The organism is Aestuariimicrobium kwangyangense DSM 21549 (genome assembly GCF_000421525.1).
Classification (GTDB): domain Bacteria; phylum Actinomycetota; class Actinomycetes; order Propionibacteriales; family Propionibacteriaceae; genus Aestuariimicrobium; species Aestuariimicrobium kwangyangense.
Window position 1 is genome coordinate 139,431 of sequence record NZ_ATXE01000002.1, and the last position, 16,813, is coordinate 156,243.

Annotated in this window: 17 protein-coding genes; 13 read left to right on the forward strand and 4 right to left on the reverse strand. The window is 68.5% G+C overall.

Going from position 1 to position 16,813, the window contains the following annotated elements:
* Positions 1-7: 7 nt before the first annotated feature.
* From H507_RS0107170 to H507_RS0107185, 4 genes are read left to right on the forward strand one after another with little or no spacing between them, the layout of a single operon-like run.
* Positions 8-598, forward strand: coding sequence for a DUF5998 family protein (locus tag H507_RS0107170; protein WP_022910045.1), 591 nt, complete (start codon positions 8-10; stop codon positions 596-598).
* On the forward strand, positions 595-1,791 hold the full coding sequence (locus H507_RS15365; protein WP_022910046.1) for an alkaline phosphatase family protein: 1,197 nt from the start codon (positions 595-597) through the stop codon (positions 1,789-1,791). The genes H507_RS0107170 and H507_RS15365 overlap by 4 nt, the downstream gene beginning before the upstream one ends.
* Positions 1,784-2,440 (forward strand): thymidine kinase, encoded by a 657-nt coding sequence (locus tag H507_RS0107180; RefSeq protein ID WP_022910047.1) that lies wholly within the window; start codon positions 1,784-1,786, stop codon positions 2,438-2,440. Before H507_RS15365 ends, H507_RS0107180 begins: the two co-directional genes overlap by 8 nt.
* Positions 2,437-3,288, forward strand: coding sequence for a sulfurtransferase (locus tag H507_RS0107185; protein ID WP_022910048.1), 852 nt, complete (start codon positions 2,437-2,439; stop codon positions 3,286-3,288). Before H507_RS0107180 ends, H507_RS0107185 begins: the two co-directional genes overlap by 4 nt.
* Positions 3,289-3,316: 28 nt before the next feature.
* On the opposite strand, the gene sepH is transcribed toward H507_RS0107185, so the two are convergent.
* Positions 3,317-4,618 (reverse strand): septation protein SepH, encoded by a 1,302-nt coding sequence (gene sepH, locus H507_RS17270; RefSeq protein WP_084707706.1) that lies wholly within the window; start codon positions 4,616-4,618, stop codon positions 3,317-3,319.
* Between the two features lie 168 nt (positions 4,619-4,786).
* Here sepH and H507_RS15375 point away from each other — a divergent pair, with 168 nt between their 5' ends.
* Positions 4,787-5,842 carry a ferrochelatase gene (locus H507_RS15375; RefSeq protein ID WP_169512693.1) on the forward strand — a complete coding sequence of 352 codons (1,056 nt, stop codon included), beginning with the start codon at positions 4,787-4,789 and terminating at the stop codon, positions 5,840-5,842.
* A 153-nt stretch (positions 5,843-5,995) separates the two neighbouring features.
* Positions 5,996-6,292: a DUF4193 domain-containing protein gene (locus tag H507_RS0107200; RefSeq protein ID WP_022910051.1), complete on the forward strand. Its 297-nt coding sequence runs from the start codon at positions 5,996-5,998 to the stop codon at positions 6,290-6,292.
* Between the two features lie 78 nt (positions 6,293-6,370).
* On the opposite strand, the gene H507_RS17820 is transcribed toward H507_RS0107200, so the two are convergent.
* Positions 6,371-6,658, reverse strand: a complete 288-nt coding sequence (locus tag H507_RS17820; protein ID WP_051139714.1) for a DUF4235 domain-containing protein — start codon at positions 6,656-6,658, stop codon at positions 6,371-6,373.
* 63 nt (positions 6,659-6,721) lie between these two features.
* Between H507_RS17820 and H507_RS17670 the strand changes: the two genes are divergently transcribed.
* The 4 genes from H507_RS17670 to H507_RS0107225 all read left to right on the forward strand — a co-directional run bounded on the left by H507_RS17670 (position 6,722) and on the right by H507_RS0107225 (position 8,984).
* A complete protein-coding gene (locus H507_RS17670) occupies positions 6,722-7,222 on the forward strand; it encodes a DUF3093 domain-containing protein (RefSeq protein ID WP_022910052.1) in 501 nt (166 codons plus the stop codon).
* Positions 7,215-7,673, forward strand: coding sequence for a dUTP diphosphatase (gene dut, locus H507_RS0107215; protein ID WP_022910053.1), 459 nt, complete (start codon positions 7,215-7,217; stop codon positions 7,671-7,673). The genes H507_RS17670 and dut overlap by 8 nt, the downstream gene beginning before the upstream one ends.
* 85 nt (positions 7,674-7,758) lie before the next feature.
* Entirely contained in the window at positions 7,759-8,610 is an 852-nt protein-coding gene (locus tag H507_RS0107220) for a DUF3710 domain-containing protein (RefSeq protein ID WP_022910054.1), read from the forward strand.
* Positions 8,611-8,615: 5 nt separating this feature from the next.
* Complete coding sequence (locus H507_RS0107225; RefSeq protein ID WP_022910055.1) at positions 8,616-8,984, forward strand: OB-fold nucleic acid binding domain-containing protein; 369 nt, start codon at positions 8,616-8,618, stop codon at positions 8,982-8,984.
* Positions 8,985-8,993: 9 nt separating this feature from the next.
* Here the strand turns inward: H507_RS0107225 and H507_RS0107230 are convergent, their stop codons facing one another.
* Both H507_RS0107230 and H507_RS0107235 read right to left on the reverse strand, forming a co-directional pair.
* The gene (locus tag H507_RS0107230; RefSeq protein ID WP_022910056.1) at positions 8,994-9,686 is read right to left on the reverse strand and encodes a potassium channel family protein; all 693 of its coding nucleotides are present in this window, start codon (positions 9,684-9,686) and stop codon (positions 8,994-8,996) included.
* A gap of 45 nt (positions 9,687-9,731) precedes the next feature.
* A complete protein-coding gene (locus tag H507_RS0107235) occupies positions 9,732-10,379 on the reverse strand; it encodes a potassium channel family protein (RefSeq protein WP_211217331.1) in 648 nt (215 codons plus the stop codon).
* 168 nt (positions 10,380-10,547) lie between these two features.
* On the opposite strand from H507_RS0107235, the gene H507_RS0107240 reads away from it, so the two are divergent.
* The 3 genes from H507_RS0107240 to H507_RS0107250 all read left to right on the forward strand — a co-directional run bounded on the left by H507_RS0107240 (position 10,548) and on the right by H507_RS0107250 (position 16,642).
* Positions 10,548-12,560, forward strand: a complete 2,013-nt coding sequence (locus tag H507_RS0107240) for an APC family permease (RefSeq protein WP_022910058.1) — start codon at positions 10,548-10,550, stop codon at positions 12,558-12,560.
* Positions 12,560-13,708, forward strand: a complete 1,149-nt coding sequence (locus H507_RS0107245) for a class I SAM-dependent RNA methyltransferase (RefSeq protein WP_022910059.1) — start codon at positions 12,560-12,562, stop codon at positions 13,706-13,708. The genes H507_RS0107240 and H507_RS0107245 overlap by 1 nt, the downstream gene beginning before the upstream one ends.
* A gap of 105 nt (positions 13,709-13,813) precedes the next feature.
* Positions 13,814-16,642 (forward strand): aconitate hydratase, encoded by a 2,829-nt coding sequence (locus H507_RS0107250; protein ID WP_022910060.1) that lies wholly within the window; start codon positions 13,814-13,816, stop codon positions 16,640-16,642.
* Positions 16,643-16,813: the final 171 nt, after the last annotated feature.

The window sequence follows — 16,813 nt, forward strand, 5'->3', positions numbered from 1 at the left end:
TGGGCGGGTGGATTCTGCAGCGAACGCGTTGACCCCGGCACTGCGGGCACAGATCTTCGACGCCGGCTACTACCCCGAGGTGGTGTCGGACGCCGTTGCGCGAGCGATCGGTGACGATGCGGTGCTGGCCCATCTCGTCCACCACGAGGCCACCTTCACCTCCGAGGAGGTGCTCCGTCACCTCACCGTGCTGGTGCTCACCGAGGCGCGACTGATCGTGGGGCACACCGACGAGCAGAGCGATCGTCCTGACCAGGGGGCGACGGCCATCACGTCGACCGAGGTGATCCCGCTGCGGCAGGTGTCGGCGGTGTCGCTCACGCGGGTGATCCAGAATCCCAGTCGCTTCAAGGTCGCCGAGGAGGCGCATCGCTCCGTCGTCGAGACCTGGTTGACCCTGGGTTGGGGAACGATGCGGCGCGTCGACCTCGAGCCGGCGGGATGCGCCGACCCCGAGTGCGATGCCGACCACGGGTTCAGCGGAACGCTCGTCAACGACGACATCACGGTGCGGATGAGTCCGACCGCCGACGGGGTCGAGAAGGTCGCCGAACTCGTCGAGTTCGGTACCCGACTGCAGCGGGCCGTCGGTCGATGACCGCTGCTGCACAACACCGCGACCTGTTGGCTGAAGCCGCGGCGGGCCAGTTGGTCCTGCCCGCCTACGGGCGCGCCTCGCTGACCGATGTCCTGCCCTCGGTGGCCGCCGCCATGGGAGTGACGGGCCAGGCCGACGTGCTGGGGCTACCCCCGGCGAAGCGCTACGTCGTCGCCCTCGTCGACGGGCTGGGCTGGTCGATCACCCGTTCGGCCCTGGGCCATGCCCGTTGGCTGGGCAAGCGGTTCGCACAGGCTCGCCCGGTGACTGTCGGGGCCCCTTCGACCACCGCCACCTCGCTGACCTCGCTGGGTTCGGGACTCGTGCCGGGCGCCCACGGCATCGTGGGGTACATGTTTCGCCCCGAGGTGGGCCGTCCCGTGATGAACGCGCTCACCTGGGACTCCGACGTCGACCCCCACCACCTGCAGCCGCACCCCACAGTCCTCGAGCGTCTGCACGACGAGGGAGTGGCAGTGGCTCGGGTGATGCCAGCCCGTCACCAGGGCTCCGGACTGACCGAATCGGGTCTGCGTGGGGGCGAGTTCATCGGCATCCGTCACGAGGACGACCTGGAGTCGCGCACCCAGCGCACGGTCTCTGCCAGTCGCTCCAGCGACCGCAGCCTGGTCTACGTCTATGACCGATCGGTCGACCACACCGGTCACGGTCAGGGAGTCGGGAGCGAGGCCTGGTTGATCGCGCTGGAGAGCACCGACGCGTGGCTCGCCGACCTGCGCGCCCGACTCGACGATGACACCTGTCTGGTCGTCACCGGCGACCACGGCATGGTCGACGTGCCCTTCGAGAACCGCCTGTGCTTCGAGGAGGAGCCCGAACTGCAACGAGGGGTCGACGATCTGGCCGGTGAGGCCAGACTCCGTCAGCTCTACACCGACGAACCCGAGGCGGTGGCGAGGCGCTGGTCGTCCGTGCTCGGTGAACGGGCCTGGGTGCGAACCCGTGAGGAGGCCATCGCGGAAGGGTGGTTCGGGGCGGTGGACGACACCGTGGTCGACCGGATCGGTGACGTGCTGGTCGCCGCCCGGGATCGGTGGGCCGTGATGAGCACGACGCTTCCCGGCGAGTTCACCCTGGTCGGCATGCACGGTTCGTTGACCGGTGACGAGATGGTGGTGCCGCTCCTGGTTGACCATCCCGCCACGTCGAACGGGGCAGCGGCCCGTGGCTGAACTCGTCTTCTTCACCGGACCCATGGACTGCGGCAAGTCGACCTTGGCACTGCAGATGGACTACACCCAGTCGGCCCACGATCGACAAGGTGAGTTGTTCACCTGCCACGACCGGTCGGGCCACGCCGTGATCACCTCACGGATCGGCCTGTCGAGTGCTGCCACCGAGGTGGGCGAGCAGTTCGACTTCTTCGACCACGTGGTCTCGGGGCTCACCGCAGGTCGCAGGATCGACTACGTGATCTGCGATGAGGCGCAGTTCTACTCGCCTGACCAGATCGACCAGTTGGCCAGGGTCTGCGATGAACTCGACATCGATGTGTTGTGCTTCGGCATCCTCGCAGACTTCCGCACCGAACTGTTCCCCGGGTCACGGCGGTTGGTCGAACTGGCCGACCGGATGGAGACCCTGCAGGTTCGTCCGTTGTGTTGGTGTGGCGCCCGCGCCACGCACAACGCCCGCACCCTGGACGGGGTGATGGTCACGGAGGGGTCGCAGGTGGTGGTCGGTGACACCGCTGGCACGCAACCCGCACACGTGGTGCAGTACGAGGTGCTGTGTCGCAAGCACCACCGTCTGAAGATGTCGAAACACGTCGCCATGGCCACCCTCAGTCCCGACGTGCTGCCCTTCGAGGAGGACGTATGAGCCCACTGATCCGTGCCGAGCACCTGCGAGCGCTGCTCGCCGACGACCCGAGCGACACCGATCTGGTGCTGCTCGATGTGCGGTGGTACCTACCCGACCCCACGCGGGGCCGCTCCGAGTACCAGCAGTCACACCTGCCGGGAGCAGTGTTCGTCGACCTGGAGAGCGACCTCACCGGTGACCTCCGACCCGACCGACGTGGGGGTCGCCACCCTCTGCCCGACACCGTCGGCCTGCAGCAGGCCATGCGCCGTGCCGGGGTCAACGAGGACAGTCAGGTCGTGGTCTACGACCAGGGCTCGTCACTGGCGGCCGCGCGCCTGTGGTGGCTGCTGCGCGATGCCGGCCAGGCGGACGTGCGGGTGCTCGACGGCGGGCTGCGCGCCTGGATCGCAGCGGGTGGCGAGGTGACGGATCGTGTGCCCCAGCCACACCTCGGCGACGTGGTCCTGCGCAGTGGCCAGCTGCCCCAACTCGATGCCGAAGGCGTGACCGCCGCCATCGCAGCCGGACGATCCGTGGTCGACGTCAGGGCCGCTGATCGCTACCGGGGCGAGAACGAGGCCATCGACCCGGTGGCGGGACACATCCCGGGATCGGTCTCGAAACCAGTGACCGAGGTTGCCACCGCCGACGGTTTCGCGTCCCCCGACCAGATCCGAGCCTACTTCGCCGGGCTGGGCCCCGGTGACGCGTTCAGCTGCGGATCGGGCGTCACCGCCAGCCTGGCGCTGCTGGCCGCGGAGTCCGCCGGGCTGACCGGGCTGTCGATCTATCCCGGTTCCTGGTCGGACTGGATCTCCGATCCCACACGGCCGGTTGCGACGGGTCCGAACCCGGACGCCTGATCGGCGCCCGTGCTGACCGGTCGGCCGGTCAGGAGTCCTTGGGCCCGCCGAACATGATCTCGTCCCAACTCGGGACCTGCGCCCGGCCCGACTTCCTGCGCGGGGTGCGCTTGCGGGGTGCTGGCTGGGTCGGCTCCTTCGACTCGGCCGGGATGGACTCCGCTTCGGTCTCTGCCGCTTCGGTCCCGTCCGGCTCGGTTTCGGCGGGGCCCTGTGGGGACTCCGTCTCGGCTTGGGAGCCGTGGATCAGGTGCGGGGCGATCAGTGGATCCTGCTCGAGGCCCTCCGGCTGCCCGGGGGGAAGACTCGGGCCGGTCCCCGGTGACTGGTCTCCCCGATGGGACTGGGTTGACTGGTGCGACTGGGTTGACTGGTGCGACTGGGCTTCGTGCTCGACCTCCGCCTCCTCGACCTCCTCGGCGCGGGCCTCGTCCACGTCGGACGAGGTCGGGGGCTGGTCGCCCTCGAGCAGTTCGTCGACCACCGGCTGGGTGAGACCGGCGTAGATGTTCACCGAGTCCTCGTTGAACGACGAGAGCATCTCGTAGAGGACGTCGAGTTCGGACTGCTGCGGGACGATGTCGTAGACACCGTCGACCTCCTGCAGGTCGGCCTCGGCGTAGTCATCGGGCTCGGGGTTCGACACTGCCGGCTCGACCTGTGTACCGGAGGTCGGGGCCGCGGGGGTCGGGGCAGGGTTGGCAGTCCGACCACCCGGTTGCACGGCACGCACCAGGGCAAGTTCGTCGTTCAGGTCGACCGTGGGCTCCTGGTCGGGGTCACCGTGTCGCCCGGTGTGCCGCCCCGGCTGGGGCCCGTGCAGGGGCGAGACGTCCCCGATCAGCCAACGGGCCTCGTCGTTGCGGGCGACGCTGAACCGGGCCCGCTGGTCGAATCGGAAGCGGCCCTCGTGCTCGGCGCTGCCGGAGTGGTAACGGGCCACCAGCGTCCAACTACGGTCGGGCTCCCGCCAGGCGTCCCAGCTGACGTCATCGATGTCGATGCCCCGATGCTGCAGCCTCTCGGTGACCACCGAGCGCAGGGAGCGGGTGGTCGACGACTCGCCCGTTCTGCGGGCAGGAGCGGCCTGGGCAGCCCCTGCGACGTGCTCCCGCTCGGCCAACACCGGAGCCGCGAAGACCTCGACCCTCTCCATCGGAACGCCGGCTGCCTGGGCGACCTGCTCGAGGCTCTCGCCCGCCCGGATGCGTGCCTGGATGTCGCGGGGACTGAGCGCGCTCTCCATGGGGATCTCCAATGCGTCCTGGTTACGGGCGGGAATGTGACAAGGGTGTCCTGGCTCGTTCGCAGACATGATCGTCCTCACCATTCTTCCGCCCGACACTACCGCGAGGCCACTGCGCCGCGCCTCGTGCCGCTGAACCAGCACTTGATGCTTGGCGCCCTCGCTCCCGGCGACCCCGGCCGCAGGAATCCAGGGGCGCCCGGTCCACCTCCGCCGATGACCGAGTTGGCGCGTTGTGCGACGATGCTGCGCATGGACACCGCACCTGCGAACGAGCCCGATCGCCCCATCGACGGGGTACTGCTGGTGAGCTTCGGGGGACCCGAGCAGCCTGATGACGTCGTGCCCTTCCTGAGGAGCGTGACCCGGGGTGCCAACATCCCCGAGGAGCGGCTCCGCCAGGTGGGTGAGCACTACTTCCTGTTCGGCGGCCGCAGCCCGATCAACGACCAGAACCGTGAGCTGTTGTCAGCCATCGAGACGGAGTTCGCGGCCCGCGGACACCACTGGCCCCTGCTGTGGGGCAACCGCCACTGGCACCCTCTGCTGCCCGACACCCTTCGCGCGGCCAAGCAGGAGGGACGACGCCGACTGGTCGTCCTCACCACGGCTGCCTACCCCAGCTACTCGGGGTGCCGCAGCTACCGCGAGGCGCTGGCCGAGGCGGCCGCCGACCTCGACGACGGCGAGGGTGAGGGCTTCGAGTTCCTGCGGGTCGGCAACTACGCGCTGGACGAGGGCTTCGTCCAGGCCAACGCCAACGCGGTGGCCGCGGCCCTGGCGAGCGTCGAGCCGGGTGCCAGGGTCGTCTTCGTCACCCACTCCATCCCCACCGCCATGGACGATGCCTCCGGGCCGGCGGGTCAGCCCGGCACCTACGTGGCCTGGCACCAGCGGGTCGCCGAGCGGGTCTGCGCCCTGCTGGGGGTCGAGGACTTCGACCTGGCCTTCTGCTCGCGCTCGGGCCCGCCGAGCCAGCCGTGGCTCGAACCCGATGTGAACGACCACCTCGAGGCGCTGGCGGAACGAGGAGTGCGCTCCGTGGTGCTGGCTCCCATCGGATTCACCTCCGACCACATGGAGGTGATCTACGACCTCGACAGCGAGGCCCGACAGACCTGCGACAGGCTCGGCCTGAGCATGGCTCGCTCGGCGACCGCCGGAGTCGACCCCGCGTTCGTCCGCACTCTGGTCGACCGGATCGAAGCGGCGGCGGCGCGCCGGGACCCCACCGAGACGCCCCCGGGCTGCGGTGGGCTGGGGTGCTGCAGCAACCTCCGGGAGCCCGATCGCGAGGCCGTGCACTGACGCAGGGGTTGAGCGAAGGCACCGCTCAGCCCTCGGCGGACGGCCGATGGGAACAACCCCGGTCGCGGCCGCCTTGACAGCTGTGATAGGAATGCCGCGACACCCCGCCCGGAGCGGGGCCGCAGGCATGGACGTGACCGGGAGAGGACACCGATGGCGACTGACTACGACGCCCCACGCAAGACCGACGAGGAAATGAATGAGGACTCCCTCGAGGAGCTCAAGACTCGCCGCAACGACAAGAACTCAGGCAAGGTCGACGAGGACGAGGTCGAGGCTGCCGAAGCCTTCGAACTCCCCGGGGCCGACCTCTCGCACGAGGAACTCACGGTTCGCGTGCTGCCCCGGCAGGCCAACGAGTTCACCTGCGTGAGCTGTTACCTGGTCAAGCAGCGCAGCCAACTGGCCGAGGAGACCAAGAAGGGTCCGATCTGCGTCGACTGCGTCTGAGCGCGACCCGCGCCCCGAGCGATTCCGGGGACGAACGTGAGGGGCCCGACACCTTCGGTGTCGGGCCCCTCGTCGTCCTCAGATCTTGATCTGCAACGGGTGGGAGCGGCGAAGACCGCCGCGCTTGACGGTCATCCGCGCCGTGGCCCGCTGCACCGCGAGTTGGCTGACCCCGTAACCGACTGCGCTGGCCAGCACCCAGGTGAACGCGGCGGCGCCCGAGACCTCGGGGTCACCCGGCTCCGGTGGCTTCTCGCCCGTCACGAACTCCCAGCCGGCGGCGAGCAGCTTCTGGGTGGCCACGGTCGACACCGAAGCGAGGACGGCCGCGTAGACCTTGAGCAGAACCTTGTCGGTGAGTTTCATGGGCACCATCCTAGGGGCGAGGGTCTGGTGCGAGCGCTGATCGCGGCGACTAGCGTGGGGGCCGTGATCCAACCCACCACCCCGTCGAAGGGGCACCCGCCCGTCACCTACCGGGAGAGACAATGGGTCCCGCTGTCCTGGTCCGCCGGACTGCTCCTGCTGGCGTGCTCACTCGTGGTGGCCGTCTGGGCCTTCCTGGGCACCACCTGGGGACTCGGCTGCCTGGTCGTGGTGATGGTGCTCACCGTGGGCGGACTGTACGCCTGGGGTCGGACGGTGATCCGGGTGGACGGGGGCCGCCTGCAGGTGGGCGGTGCCTGGGTCGACACGACCTGGCTCGGCACGGCCTCCGCGCTGACAGCCACCCAGACGAAGTCAGCTCTCCGGTCGGGGCGTCCCGACGAGTGGCTGCACCTTCGTCCCTGGCTGTCGCGATCGGTGCGGATCCAGTTGCACGACCCGGCCGACCGGCACCGCACCTGGCTGGTGGCCAGCCGTCGACCCGACGAACTGGCCCGGGCGGTCAACGAGCAGGGTCCGACGGGTGGTGGCAGCGATGACTGAGGTCGAGCGCCCGGTGGTTCTCATCCAGAAGCTGGACCCGGAGTTGCCGACCCCGGGCTACGCACGGCCCGGGGATGCCGGGATGGACCTGGTCACGGCTGTGGATGTCACGATTGCGCCCGGGGAACGCGTGCTGGTGCCCACGGGTGTTGCTCTGGCCATCCCCGAGGGGTGGGTCGGTCTGATCCACCCCCGGTCGGGTCTCGCTGCTCGTCAGGGCCTGACCATGGTCAACACACCCGGGACCATCGATGCCGGCTACCGCGGCGAGGTGCAGCTGTGCCTGCTGAACACCGACCCCCACCGAGCCATCGAGTTGGCGCGGGGCGACCGGGCCGGGCAGATCGTCTTCCAGAGGGTCGGGCTGGCCGACCTCGTGGAGGTCGACGTGCTGCCCCCCAGCGACCGGGGGAGCGGCGGGTTCGGCTCGACGGGCGGATTCACCGGCTGACCCAAGCCGTGCGGGGGTGTCTAGACTTGTGCTGTGTGCCCGCACGCTCGTGCGGGCTGACCACGTGCCGATGGAAGGATGCGCGATGATCTTCGGACGCAAGAAGAAGGTTGACGAGGGCGCCGATGAGGTGCAGCACGGGGTCGACCCGCAGGCGCATGCCGATGAGCTCCTGGACGACGAGGGTGACCGCGTCCGCCTCGACGACCCCGACACCCCCGATGACGATGAGCTCGACGATGACGATGACCTCGACGACGATGACCTCGACGACGATGACGACCTCGAGGAAGACGACGACGAGGATGACGACCTCGAAGAAGACGACGATGATGACGACCGGGGGCGGCCGGTCGATTCGTCCCTGCGGGCCGACGGCCCCTTCGACATCGAGGAGGTCGACCTGGACGCCGACGAGGTCGACCGGCTCGACTTCGGCACCCTGATCATCACCCCGTTCGAGGACATGCAGATGCAACTGCAGGCCGACCAGACCACCAATGAGGTGCAGAGCGCGCTCATCATGGCGGGCCAGTCCGCTCTGGAGCTGGCCCTGTTCGCGGCCCCTCTGACGACCTCGATGGTCGACGAGGTGGTGGCGGAGGTGGTCAACGCCACCCCCCAGCAAGGGGGCGAGACACAGGTGCAGGAGGGCCCCTACGGGCCGGACGTGCGTCGCACGGTGCCCGTGCAGAACGAGCAGGGTGAGCAACTCATGCATGTGTCCCGCACTTGGTACGCCCAGGGCCCACGGTGGCTGCTGCGCGGAACGCTGATGGGCCAGGCGGCCCTGGCCGACGACTTCTCCAGCCCCGACGCCGAATTGCTCCTCGAGGTCTTCCGCAACACGGTGGTACGCCGGGGCACCGACCCCAAGGTGCCCGGTGACCTCATTCCCATGTCACTGCCCGAGTCCATGGTTCCCGTGGAGGGCTGACGGCGATGGGCGAGCGACGCGGAGGGTTCCGGCAGGCCATGCGGCGTCTGTTCCAGTCGGACGCCGAGGCCGCCGACCAGGTGCTGGCACAGGAGGCGAAGAGGTCGGGTTGCACGCAGGTCACCGACTGCCACGTGCGCGACCGGGTCAACCTGCAGGGCATGGTCAACTGCCTGACCATCGAACCTCGCGGTGACCGGCGCTGGCTCGAGGCCGAACTGACCGACGGCACCGGCAAGGTCACCCTCGTCTGGATGGGACGTGACCACATCCCCGGCATCGAGAGCGGGCGCCGTCTGCGAGTGCAGGGACGGCTCGCCAACGACCACGGACGCAAGGTCATCTTCAACCCCGAGTACCGGATCGTCGGCTGACACGAGGGCTCAGCCCAAGGCCCGCTTGTCGCCCTCGACCTTCTCGCGGGGGGCCAGCACGTCGCGCAGGGTGGTCTCGAACTCCGGCGACACCACGAAGAGCAACTCGTCCCCGCCCTCCAGGGCACCGTCACGTTCGGGAGCGGTCGCGATCCCGTCGCGGATGAGTGCGACCAGCACGGCGTCCCCGGGCAACACGATGTCGCGCAGTTGGGTGCCGACCACCGGTGACGACGAGGGAAGGGTCAGTTCGACCAGGTTGGCCGATCCCTGCTTGAAGGTCAGCAGCCGCACCAGGTCGCCGACACTGACGGCCTCCTCGACCAGTGCCGACATCAACCGCGGGGTGGAGACGGCAACGTCCACCCCCCACACCTCGTCGAACATCCACTCATTGCCCGGGTGGTTGACGCGAGCGACCGTGCGCGGGACGGCGAACTCCGTCTTGGCGAGCAGCGAGTGCACCAGGTTGGCCTTGTCGTCGCCGGTGGCTGCGATCGAGACGTCGCAACTGTCGAGCCTGGCCTCCTCGAGGGTGTCGAGCTCGCACGCATCGGCCAGCAGCCACTCCGCGTCCGGCACCGACTCGGTCTTGATGGCCCTGGGGTCACGGTCGATCAGCAGCACGGAGTGGCCGTTGGCCAGCAGTTCGCGGGCGATCGATCGCCCGACGTTGCCGGCTCCGACGATGGCGACACGCATGTCTGTCCTTCTTCCAGAAACTGGTGGTGGGGTGGTGGTCGACGCTCAGTGCTTGACCGGCGGGTTGGCCAGGGCCGATTCGACCTCGTCGAGGCGGTCGGAGGCAACGGCGACGTACAACAGGTCGCCATCCTGCAGCACCGTGTCCTCGGCGGGGATCATGCCCTTGCCGAATCGCATGACGATGGGCAGCGGGGTGCGCACCGCCTCCTGGATCTGCCACACCCGCTTGCCCACCCAGTCCTCGTGGTGGTGCATCTGCACCAACCGGACGCCACCGGCGGGATCGCGCCACACGGGCTCCGACCCCTCGGGCAGCAGGGAACGCAGCACCTGGTTCGCGGCCCACCTGACGGTGGCCACCGTGGGGATGCCCAGTCGCTCGTAGACCTCGGCGCGGCCCTGGTCATAGATACGGGCCACGACGTTGTCGACCCCGAACTCCTCGCGCACCGTGCGGGCGGCCAGGACGTTGGAGTTGTCACCCGACGAGACGGCAGCGAACCCGCCGGCGTGTTCGATGCCGGCCTGCCGGAGCACCTCGCGGTCGAAGCCGACCCCCTTGACGGTGTCGCCACGGAAGTCGGGGCCGAGACGGCGGAAGGCGTCGACGTCGATGTCGATCATCGCCACCGTGTGCCCGCGCTTCTCGAGGCTCTTGGCCAAGGTCGAGCCCACTCGTCCACAACCCATGATGACGACGTGCACGCGCTGTCCCTTCGTTCGACTCCGGCGGCGGCCCACTCCTGGTGGGCCGTTCGCGGGTCAGCCTACGCTGAACGGCACCCCGTCGCCTGCCGGGCCGTGAGGCCGATCCGGCGAATGCCCGGGCGCGCCCTGCGGGGCGTATTGTGAGCGCTCGTGAACGCGCTGGATGCCCTGAAACGCCTACTGGTGGGACGCAAGCTGGCCAGCGCCCAGATGGGCGAGACGCTGCTGCCGAAGCGCATCGCGCTGCCCGTCTTCGCCTCCGACGCCCTGTCATCGGTGGCCTACGCCCCCGACGAGATCCTGCTCACCCTGTCGCTGGCCGGCATGGCGGGATACGGGTTCTCGTGGAAGATCGGCATCGTCGTCGCCGTGGTGATGCTGGTGGTGGTCACCAGTTACCGCCAGACGGTGCACGCCTATCCCTCCGGCGGTGGCGACTACGAGGTGGCCACGGTCAACCTCGGACCCAATGCCGGCCTCACGGTGGCGAGTGCCCTGATGGTCGACTACGTGCTGACCGTGGCCGTCTCGGTCTCGTCGGGCATCCAGAATGCCGAGGCGGCGCTGCCCTTCATCCAGGGCCACGAGGGGCCGATCGCCGCGGTCATGATCATGGTACTGATGCTGTTGAACCTGCGCGGGGTGAAGGAGTCCGGCACCATCTTCGCGATCCCCACCTACTGCTTCATGGTGGGCATCCTCGGCATGACCGCGTGGGGGTTGTTCCAGATCTTCGTGCTGGGACAGGAACTGCGGGCCCCCACCGCCGACTGGCAGGTGATCGGCACCAACCCCCAGTACACGGCGATGACCGGCTTCGCCATGGTGGCCCTGCTGGCCCGGGCCTTCTCGTCCGGTTGTGCCGCCCTGACCGGTGTCGAGGCCATCTCGAACGGCGTGCCGGCGTTCCGCGAACCCAAGAGCCGCAACGCCGCCACCACCCTGGGGCTGCTGGGCGGGGTCGCGGTCACGATGCTGCTGGGCACCATCGTTCTCGCGAACAAGGTGGGCGTGCGCCTGATCGACGAGCACGGCGGCTCCTACTACGTGCTGCCCGACGGCACCCAACGCCACGAGCAGGCGAGCACCGCCGTGGGCCAGTTGGCCACCACCGTCTTCTCCGATTTCAGACCTGCGTTCTACTTCGTCATCATCGCCACGATGATCATCCTGTTCCTGGCTGCGAACACCGCCTTCAACGGATTCCCCGTGCTCGGCTCGATCCTGGCGCGCGACAGCTACCTGCCCAAGCAGTTGCACAGCCGAGGCGACCGACTCGCCTACTCCAACGGCATCGTGTTGCTCGCCTGCGCGGCTGCCGGACTGGTGCTGGCGTTCAACGCCTCGGTGACGGCCCTGATCCAGCTCTACGTGGTGGGGGTGTTCGTCTCGTTCACGGTGAGCCAGACCGGCATGCTCAAACACTGGACGAGGCACCTGCGCACCGAGACCGATCCGGCCCGCCGGGCCACCATGCAGCGCTCGCGGGTGATCAATGCCATCGGGTTGACCATGACCGGTGTCGTGCTGGTCATCGTGCTCGTCTCGAAGTTCACCCACGGGGCGTACCTGGCGATCATCGCGATGGCCCTGGTGTTCGCGGCGATGAAGCTGGTGCGCCACCACTACGACATGGTCACCGAGGAGACCCGGATCAAGTCGAACAGCGACCGGGTGCTGCCGAGCAGGATCCGCAACGTGGTCTTCGTGCACCAGCTCAACAAGCCCACGGTGCGCGCCCTGATGTTCGCCAAGGCGGCCCGTGCGTCGTCGGTCGACGCCGTCACCGTCTCGGTCGACACCGCCGAGACCCAGCAGTTGATCGAGGACTGGGACGCCGCCGAGCTGGGTGTGCGGCTGCGCGTGCTCGCCTCGCCCTACCGGGAGCTGACCAGCCCGTTCATCGAGTACATCCGCGGATTGCGCTCCGACAACCCCCGCGACGTGGTGAACGTCTTCATTCCCGAGTACGTGGTCGGGCACTGGTGGGAGCAACTGCTGCACAACCAGACAGCGCTGCTGATCAGGACCCGGCTGCACTTCATGAGCGGGGTGATGGTGACCTCGGTGCCCTACCAGTTGAAGTCCTCCCGCGAACGCTTCTCGCAGGACGACCCGCTGGCGTGGCGCAGTGAGGTCGAGCACGACCGGGCCACCTACTGATGGCTGTCGTGGGACCCCTCGAGGTGGAGCGGGTGGCCCACGGTGGCCATGCCGTCGCCCGCCATGAGGGGAGAGTGGTCTTCGTCCGCGGTGCCCTCCCGGGCGAGCGGGTGATGGTGCGCATCACCGACGACACGCGAGAGGCCTTCTGGCGCGGCGAGGTCACCGAGGTGCTGGTCGCCTCGGACGACCGCGTGGTCCCTCCCTGTCCGGTGGCCGGTGAGTGCGGCGGCTGCGACCTGCAGCACGTCAGCCAGGCCGGGCAACTGCGCTGGAAGACCGACGTGCTCGCCGAGCAACTGCTCCGTCTGGCCGGGATCGAGTGGTCGGGCACGGTCGAGTCCGCCGGTGACCTGCTGGGTTGGCGCACCCGACTCGACCTGCGTCATTCGGGCACCCGACTGGGACTGTTGGCCCATCGAAGCCACCACCTGGTCGACCTGCCAGCCCAGGGGTGCCTGATCGCCGACCCCGCGCTGCGTGACCGTCACCTGCTGGACGACCTCGTGGCCCGCGCCGAGGGTGACGAGTTGCGCCTGGCGGTCGGCGAGTCCGGGGTCTCGGCCGTTTCCGACGGGCGGGTCATCCACGGACCGGCCTTGGTCGAGCACACCGTGCTGGGCCACCGGTTCAGGGTGCACCCCGCCGGCTTCTGGCAGGTCCACCCCCGAGCAGCCGAACTGCTGACCGAGGTGGTGCTCGACGGGCTCGACCCTCGGGCGGGGGAGACCGCGCTCGACCTCTATTGCGGTGTCGGACTGTTCGCCGGCGCACTGAGCGACCGCGGCGTCCGGGTCACCGGGGTGGAGATCAACAAGCACGCGGTGGCGCAGGCGAGGCGGAACGTCCCCGACGCCCGCTTCATCGCGGCCCCCCTCGACCGAGCACTCGGACGGCTGCCCGACCACGTCGACCTGGTGGTGCTCGACCCCGCCCGTCAGGGCGCGGGACGCAAGGTCGTCGGGCACGTGGCGGGGCTCGGCGCTCGAGCGATCGTGCACGTGGGCTGCGACCCCGCATCGTTCGCCCGTGACCTCGCCCTCTTCGCCGAGCAGGGCTGGAAACCCGAGTGGATCCGGGGCTTCGACCTGTTCGGCATGACCCAGCACCTCGAAGCGGTCGCCAGCCTTCGTCCGACCGAGCATTGAGCCCCCTCCCCGCCCCTCGTCGCGCCGATTGCGGCAGACTGACGGGGACGGCGTCGGACCGCGTGATATCTTGACGTCAAGAGACTTTGAGCCACAGGAGACACCATGAGCGTGAACAGCTTCGGAGCCAGGTCCACCCTCGACGTGCAGGGCACCGAGTACGAGATCTTCCGTCTCGACACGGTTCCCGGTCACGAGCAGCTGCCCTACAGCCTGAAGGTGCTGTTGGAGAACCTGCTGCGCACCGAGGACGGGGCCAACATCACAGCGGACGACATCCGCGCCCTCGGCCAGTGGGATCCGAGCGCCGAGCCGAGCCGTGAGATCCAGTTCACCCCGGCCCGCGTCATCATGCAGGACTTCACCGGCGTTCCCTGCGTGGTCGATCTCGCCACGATGCGTGAGGCCGTCGCCGACCTCGGCGGCGACCCCGACAAGGTGAATCCCTTGTCCCCGGCCGAACTGGTGATCGACCACTCGGTCATCGCCGACGTCTTCGGCACCCCCGAGGCGTTCCAGCAGAACACCGACATCGAGTACCAGCGCAACCGCGAGCGCTACCAGTTCCTGCGCTGGGGCCAGACTGCCTTCGACGACTTCAAGGTGGTTCCCCCCGGCACCGGCATCGTGCACCAGGTCAACATCGAGCACCTCGCCCGAGTCGTCTTCCCCCGCACCGTCGACGGCGTGCTGCAGGCCTACCCCGACACCTGCGTCGGCACCGACTCGCACACCACCATGGTCAACGGGCTCGGCGTCGTTGGCTGGGGCGTGGGCGGCATCGAGGCCGAGGCCGCCATGCTCGGCCAGCCCGTCTCGATGCTCATCCCGCGCGTGGTCGGATTCCGGCTCACGGGCAAGCTCAACGAGGGCACCACCGCCACCGACCTGGTGCTCACGATCACCGAGATGCTGCGCGAGCACAAGGTGGTCGGCAAGTTCGTCGAGTTCTACGGCGAGGGGGTGTCGGCTGTGCCGGTCGCCAACCGCGCCACGATCGGTAACATGTCGCCCGAGTACGGCTCGACCATCGCCGTCTTCCCGATCGACGAGAAGACGACGGAATACTTGCGCCTCACCGGCCGCGAGGCTCACCAGATCGCCCTCGTCGAGTCCTATGCCAAGGCACAGGGACTGTGGCACGACGCAGCACACGAGCCGGTGTACTCCGAGTACCTCGAGCTCGACCTGTCCACAGTGGTGCCCTCCATCGCTGGCCCGAAGCGCCCGCAGGACCGGATCCGCCTGGACCAGTCCAAGAGTGCGTTCCGCGAGGCCCTCAAGGCGTATGCGCCCGCGAACCAGCTGCCGGGGGGCGCGGAGGAGAAGGACGACTGGGACAAGACCGTCGCCGACAGCTTCCCCGCCTCCGACCCCACCGGCTCGAACCCGGCCGACCATGACGACTCGGCCCGACCCGTCCACATGGGTGATGGGGGCGAACAGTCACGTCCCGAGGCTGGGGTGCCCATCACGTTGGCCACGGGTGAGCAGTTCAACCTCGACCACGGCGCCGTGACGGTGGCCTCCATCACCTCCTGCACCAACACCTCCAACCCCAGCGTGATGATCGGGGCCGGGCTGGTGGCGAAGAAGGCAGCCGAACGTGGGCTCAACCGCAAGCCGTGGGTCAAGACCTCGCTGGCTCCCGGGTCGCAGGTCGTGACCGACTACTACGACAAGGCCGATCTCACGCGCTACCTGGACCAGATCGGGTTCAACCTCGTCGGCTACGGCTGCGTCACCTGCATCGGCAACACCGGCCCGCTGATCCCGGAGATCTCGCAGGCGGTCAATGACAACGACCTCGCCGTCACTGCGGTGCTCTCGGGCAACCGCAACTTCGAGGGACGCATCAGCCCCGACGTGAAGATGAACTACCTCGCCAGCCCGATGCTGGTCATCGTCTACGCCCTCGCGGGCACCATGGACATCGACCTGTTCAACGACCCGATCGGTCAGGACCGCGACGGCAACGACGTGTTCATGCGCGACATCTGGCCGACCCCCGAGGAGATCGACGAGGTGATCGCCTCGTCCATCAACTCCCAGATGTACACCGATCGGTACGCCGACGTCTTCAAGGGCGACGAGCGTTGGACCTCGCTGCCCACGCCCGGGGGGAACACCTTCGAGTGGGCCGAGGACTCGACCTACGTGCGCAAGCCCCCCTACTTCGAGGGCATGCCCGCCACCCCCGATCCGGTTCGCGACATCGAGGGTGCTCGAGTGCTGTTGAAGCTGGGCGACTCGGTGACCACCGACCACATCTCACCTGCTGGTTCGATCAAGGCGGACTCCCCGGCTGGTACGTACCTGACCGAGCACGGGGTCGCGCGCAAGGACTTCAACTCCTACGGGTCGCGTCGTGGCAACCACGAGGTGATGATCCGGGGCACGTTCGCCAACATTCGCCTGCGCAACCAGATCGCCGCGGGTACCGAGGGCGGTTTCACCCGCGACTTCACCGTCGAGGGTGCACCTGTCACCACGGTCTACGAGGCATCGGTGAACTACCAGACCGCCGGTGTGCCCCTGGTGGTGCTGGCCGGCAAGGAGTACGGCTCGGGCTCGTCGCGTGACTGGGCGGCCAAGGGCACGGCCCTGCTGGGTGTGAAGGCGGTCATCGCCGAGAGCTACGAGCGCATTCACCGCTCCAACCTGATCGGCATGGGCGTGCTCCCGCTGCAGTTCCCCGAAGGCACGAGCGCGGACTCCCTCGGTCTGACCGGGGACGAGACCTTCTCGATCTCGGGTGTCACCGGTCTGAATGACGGCGCGACGCCCTCGACGATGCACGTCACCGCCACGAAGCCGGACGGCTCGGTGACCGAGTTCGAGGCAGTGGTGCGCATCGACACCCCCGGGGAGCGCGCCTACTACACCAACGGCGGCATCATGCAGTACGTCCTGCGGAACCTCGCCAAGGCGTGACCTGAGACGTCACCGTCCCGCCTGATCGGACGACGAGCGGCCGGCCCCCAGTGGGGACCGGCCGCTCGTCGTTCGGATGGTGGCTCGGGCCAGGGCCCGAATTGTCGGACGCCGCCCCTAGACTCCTGCACGTGTTCGATTTAGAATCGAACAGAGACGAGGCCCCACGGG

What these genes read in the sequence shown, in the direction of transcription:
- H507_RS0107185 (WP_022910048.1), top strand. Translation starts at nt 2,437, where the DNA reads ATGAGCCCACTGATCCGTGCCGAGCACCTGCGAGCGCTGCTCGCCGAC.
- H507_RS0107225 (WP_022910055.1), top strand. Translation starts at nt 8,616, where the DNA reads ATGGGCGAGCGACGCGGAGGGTTCCGGCAGGCCATGCGGCGTCTGTTC.
- H507_RS0107250 (WP_022910060.1), top strand. Translation starts at nt 13,814, where the DNA reads ATGAGCGTGAACAGCTTCGGAGCCAGGTCCACCCTCGACGTGCAGGGC.
- H507_RS0107245 (WP_022910059.1), top strand. Translation starts at nt 12,560, where the DNA reads ATGGCTGTCGTGGGACCCCTCGAGGTGGAGCGGGTGGCCCACGGTGGC.
- H507_RS0107230 (WP_022910056.1), bottom strand. Translation starts at nt 9,686, where the DNA reads ATGCGTGTCGCCATCGTCGGAGCCGGCAACGTCGGGCGATCGATCGCC.
- sepH (WP_084707706.1), bottom strand. Translation starts at nt 4,618, where the DNA reads ATGGTGAGGACGATCATGTCTGCGAACGAGCCAGGACACCCTTGTCAC.
- H507_RS17820 (WP_051139714.1), bottom strand. Translation starts at nt 6,658, where the DNA reads ATGAAACTCACCGACAAGGTTCTGCTCAAGGTCTACGCGGCCGTCCTC.
- dut (WP_022910053.1), top strand. Translation starts at nt 7,215, where the DNA reads ATGACTGAGGTCGAGCGCCCGGTGGTTCTCATCCAGAAGCTGGACCCG.
- H507_RS15365 (WP_022910046.1), top strand. Translation starts at nt 595, where the DNA reads ATGACCGCTGCTGCACAACACCGCGACCTGTTGGCTGAAGCCGCGGCG.
- H507_RS0107220 (WP_022910054.1), top strand. Translation starts at nt 7,759, where the DNA reads ATGATCTTCGGACGCAAGAAGAAGGTTGACGAGGGCGCCGATGAGGTG.
- H507_RS0107200 (WP_022910051.1), top strand. Translation starts at nt 5,996, where the DNA reads ATGGCGACTGACTACGACGCCCCACGCAAGACCGACGAGGAAATGAAT.
- H507_RS15375 (WP_169512693.1), top strand. Translation starts at nt 4,787, where the DNA reads ATGGACACCGCACCTGCGAACGAGCCCGATCGCCCCATCGACGGGGTA.
- H507_RS0107235 (WP_211217331.1), bottom strand. Translation starts at nt 10,379, where the DNA reads ATGGGTTGTGGACGAGTGGGCTCGACCTTGGCCAAGAGCCTCGAGAAG.